The following is a 3,843-nucleotide window of genomic DNA, read 5'->3' as shown; positions in this document are numbered from 1 at the left end:
TTGTTCCCGATCGAACCGGGCATGGCCGGCAACACCATCATCGACTGCTTCGTGGTGGTGATCCTCGGCGGACTCGGCAACATCCGCGGAGTGGTCGCCGCCGCCGTGCTGATCGGCATGGTGCGCGCAGTCGGCTATACCTTCATGCCGAGCTGGGTCGACGTCATGACCTTCGCCCTACTCATCCTCACCCTGCTGACACGTCCGCAAGGCCTGTTCTCCCGTCCTTCGAGGTCCGCATGAATCTGTCGCGTTTCGACCTTGTCCTCGGCTGCCTGCTGATCCCCGTGGTCATCGCGCTGCCCTTCGTCACCCATGACGATTTCTATCTCAACCTCGCTACCCTGATCATGATCTGGGGCATCTTCGCGGTCGGCTTCGACTTCGTGTTCGGCTCGCTCGGCATGGTGTCGTTCGGTCACGCCAGTTTCCTCGGCATCGGCGGTTATGCCGTGGCGCTCGCCACCCAGCGCCTGGGTCTGCCGTTCGAAGCCGGCGTCGTGCTGGCGATGGCGGCTGCGGCGGCCTGCGCCTGGCTGTACAGCTTCTTCGCGCTACGCGTGTCGGGGATTTTCTTTGCTCTGGTCACGCTGTCGCTGTCGCAATTGCTGTACATCCTGGCCGACAGCAAGCTGCGCGAATGGACTGGCGGCGCCGACGGCCTGCCCGGCGTGGCGCGGCCGGCGACCTTCGGCATCGATTTCTTCGATCCGGTGAATTTCTACTGGTATGCCGCGGTGGTGTTTGCGCTGGTCATGATCGCCATTGCCGTGCTGCGCAGCTCGCCGTTCGGCCGCGTCGTCATGGCCATCCAGCAGAACGAAATCCGCACCGATCATCTCGGCTACAACACCCATCGCATCAAGCAGATCACCTTCCTCATTTCAGGTGCCATCAGCGGCCTGGCGGGCGCGCTGCTGGGGTCGCTGATGATGTACGTCAACCCGCAGATGCTGCATTGGGGTACTTCCGGCGACGTCATCATCATGACCCTGTTGGGCGGTGCAGGTACGCTGTGGGGACCAGTCGCGGGCGTGGCCATCTTCGAGATCCTGAAAGAATCGCTGAGCGGCTGGACGCAATACTGGTACGGCATCCTCGGCGTGGTCTTTATCCTTGCCACGCTGTATTTCCCGCGCGGCGTTCTCGGTGAAATCCAGGCTCGCCTTGTACGTACCCGTCCTGGCCGCAGCGGAGAATCCTCATGACCGACAACAACATCGTCCTACGCTGCCAGAACGTCACCGTCAGCTTCGGCGCGCTCAAGGCCATTGACGACGTCAATTATGACTTCGCCACCGGCAAGGTCTACGGCCTGATCGGTCCGAACGGCGCCGGCAAGACCACGCTGCTCAACGTGCTGGCCGGACGCCAGTTGCAACACCAGGGCGCGGTGCTGTGCGACGGCGCCGACATCTCGCGGCTCGGCGCCAACCAGCGCGCCCGTCGCGGCATTGGCCGCAGCTTCCAGATCACCAAGATCTATCCGGAGATGACCGTCGCCGAAAACCTGCGCATCGCGGCGCAGATCAAGCATTCGCGCTTCATGCCGTTCTGGATCGCGCCGCGCTACGACCGCAAGCTGGCCGACGACGTCGACGACATGCTGGAAATGACCGGCCTGACGGCGCATCGCAATGACCTTGCCGGAGCCATGTCCTACGGCCTGCAACGCGCTCTGGAACTGGGCCTGACGATCCTGCCGCAGCCACGCATCCTGCTGCTCGATGAACCGCTGGCCGGTATCGGCCATCATGAAATCGAACAGGCCACGCGACTGATACGCAAGGCCTCCGAAGGACGCACGGTGCTGCTGATCGAACACAACATGGACGTCATCATGGCGCTGTCGGAACAGATCGTCGTCATGAGCAACGGCCGCGTCATCGCCGCCGGCACACCGCAACAAGTCCGGACCGATCCGCTAGTGCGTTCGGTCTACCTCGGGGAGGAATGAAACCATGATTGCATTGGAAAACGCACACGTCCGCTACGGCCAGGCCACCGTCCTGAGCGAAGTCTCGATCACCGCCTCGCAGGACGAGATCATCGCCATCATCGGCCGCAATGGCGCCGGCAAGTCAACCACGCTGAAAACCCTGATCGGCTTGCTGCCGCTGCATCATGGCAAGCGCGCCTACTTCGGCCGCGACATCAGCCGCCTGCCAGTGGAGCAGATCAGCCGTCTCGGCGTGGCGCTGGTGCCGGACAGCCGCCGCATCTTCCCCAATCTGTCGGTGATGGAAAACCTGCGCATGGGCGGCCTCGGCCATGCACCGGGTTACTGGAGCATTCCGCGCGTACTGGAGATTTTCCCGCGCCTGCAGGAACGCATCGGCTTCGGTGGCGACCAGTTGTCCGGCGGCGAACAGCAGATGCTGGCGATTGCACGCGCCCTGCTCGGCAATCCCAAGATCTTGCTGCTGGACGAACCGACCGAAGGCCTGGCGCCGCTGATCGTCAACAACCTCATCGACATCTTCGCCCTTGTGCACCGGCAAGGCACCGGCATCGTACTAGTGGAACAGAATCTCAAAGTGCCAATGCGGCTGGCGCAGCGCCAGTACGTGCTGGACCACGGCTCGGTGGCCTGGTCCGGAACCTCGGCCGAACTGGCGCAACAGCGCGAGCACGTGGAAGCGATCATCACTACAGGAGTCGAACATGTCGCATAGCAAAACCTATATCGTCGGCGTCGGCATCACCGCCTTCGCCAAACAACTCGACACCAGCGTCAAGGAGTTGGTGCGCCAGGCCGTCAGTGCAGCGCTGAAGGACGCCGGTTGCGAATCCGACGTCCTGCAAGGCGCCTACTTCGCCACTGCCGGCCAGGGCGCCATCGAGGGCCAGTACATGGTGTCCGGTCAGATCGCTCTGCGCGCCATGGGCATCACCGGCATCCCGGTCACCAACGTCGAGAACGCCTGCGCCAGTTCCAGCACGGCGCTCAATGCAGCGCACATGTTCGTCTCGTCCGGCGCCGGCGACATCTGCCTGGCGGTCGGGGTCGACAAGCTGTTTTCCACCGACAAGGAAAAGAGCTTCGCCGTGTTCGATGGCGCCTGGGACGTACACACCGCCGCCGAGCAGATGAAGAACCTCATGCAATTGTCGGCCGACATCCTGCCGCCGCCCGACTATGTCGAGCCCGGCAAGCGCAGCGTCTTCATGGACATCTACGCCAGCCTGGCGCGGCTGCACATGAAGGCTTTCGGCACCACCCAACGCCAGATCGCCGCCGTCGCCGCAAAAAATCACACGCACTCGACGCGCAATCCGCAAGCGCAGTTTCAGTATCCGCTGACCATCGAAGAAGTGCTGGCCGCGCGCGCCGTGTCGTGGCCGCTGACGCTCCCGATGTGTGCGCCGATCAGCGACGGAGCCGCTGCCGCCATCGTGTGCAACGAAGCCGGCCTGCGCAAGTTGCAAGCCAACCGCGCCATCCGCATCCACGCGACGGTATTGCGCAGCGCCACTGAACGTCCGGCCGGCGCCTTCGACCGCCACCTGTGCCATCTCGCCGCCAACCAGGCGTATGAGATCGCCGGCGTCGGACCACAGGACATGTCGCTGGCCGAGGTCCACGACGCTACTGCATTTGCTGAAATCACGCAAACCGAAGCGCTGGGCTTCTGCGCCTTCGGCGAAGGTGGTCCGATGGCCGAGTCCGGCGCCACCACGCTGGGCGGCAAGATTCCGATCAATGTCTCCGGCGGCCTGTTGTCGCGCGGCCATCCCATCGGCGCCACCGGCCTGGCGCAGGTCTATGAGATGGTCACGCAACTGCGCGGCGAGGCGGGATCGCGCCAGGTCGACAAGGCGCGCTTCGCCATCGCCGAAAAT

Annotated in this window: 5 protein-coding genes; all 5 read left to right on the top strand. The window is 63.6% G+C overall.

Annotated elements, in window-relative coordinates; genetic code table 11:
* Positions 1–243 (top strand): ABC transporter permease subunit (locus HLUSI_RS0117130; protein WP_029363653.1); only part of this gene is annotated, 243 nt, incomplete at its 5' end.
* The gene (locus HLUSI_RS0117125; protein WP_016835130.1) at positions 240–1,208 is read left to right on the top strand and encodes a branched-chain amino acid ABC transporter permease; all 969 of its coding nucleotides are present in this window, start codon (positions 240–242) and stop codon (positions 1,206–1,208) included. The genes HLUSI_RS0117130 and HLUSI_RS0117125, both read left to right, overlap by 4 nt.
* Positions 1,205–1,957, top strand: coding sequence for an ABC transporter ATP-binding protein (locus tag HLUSI_RS0117120; protein WP_016835129.1), 753 nt, complete (start codon positions 1,205–1,207; stop codon positions 1,955–1,957). The genes HLUSI_RS0117125 and HLUSI_RS0117120 overlap by 4 nt, the downstream gene beginning before the upstream one ends.
* Before the next feature lie 4 nt (positions 1,958–1,961).
* Positions 1,962–2,675 carry an ABC transporter ATP-binding protein gene (locus HLUSI_RS0117115; RefSeq protein WP_016835128.1) on the top strand — a complete coding sequence of 238 codons (714 nt, stop codon included), beginning with the start codon at positions 1,962–1,964 and terminating at the stop codon, positions 2,673–2,675.
* The coding region (locus HLUSI_RS0117110; RefSeq protein WP_016835127.1) for a thiolase family protein at positions 2,665–3,843 on the top strand (1,179 nt) is incomplete at its 3' end. The genes HLUSI_RS0117115 and HLUSI_RS0117110, both read left to right, overlap by 11 nt.

The organism is Herbaspirillum lusitanum P6-12, from assembly GCF_000256565.1.
Lineage (GTDB): Bacteria > Pseudomonadota > Gammaproteobacteria > Burkholderiales > Burkholderiaceae_D > Herbaspirillum > Herbaspirillum lusitanum.
The sequence above is the reverse complement of the archived record's forward strand: the minus strand, read 5'-3'. Positions and strand labels throughout refer to the sequence as shown.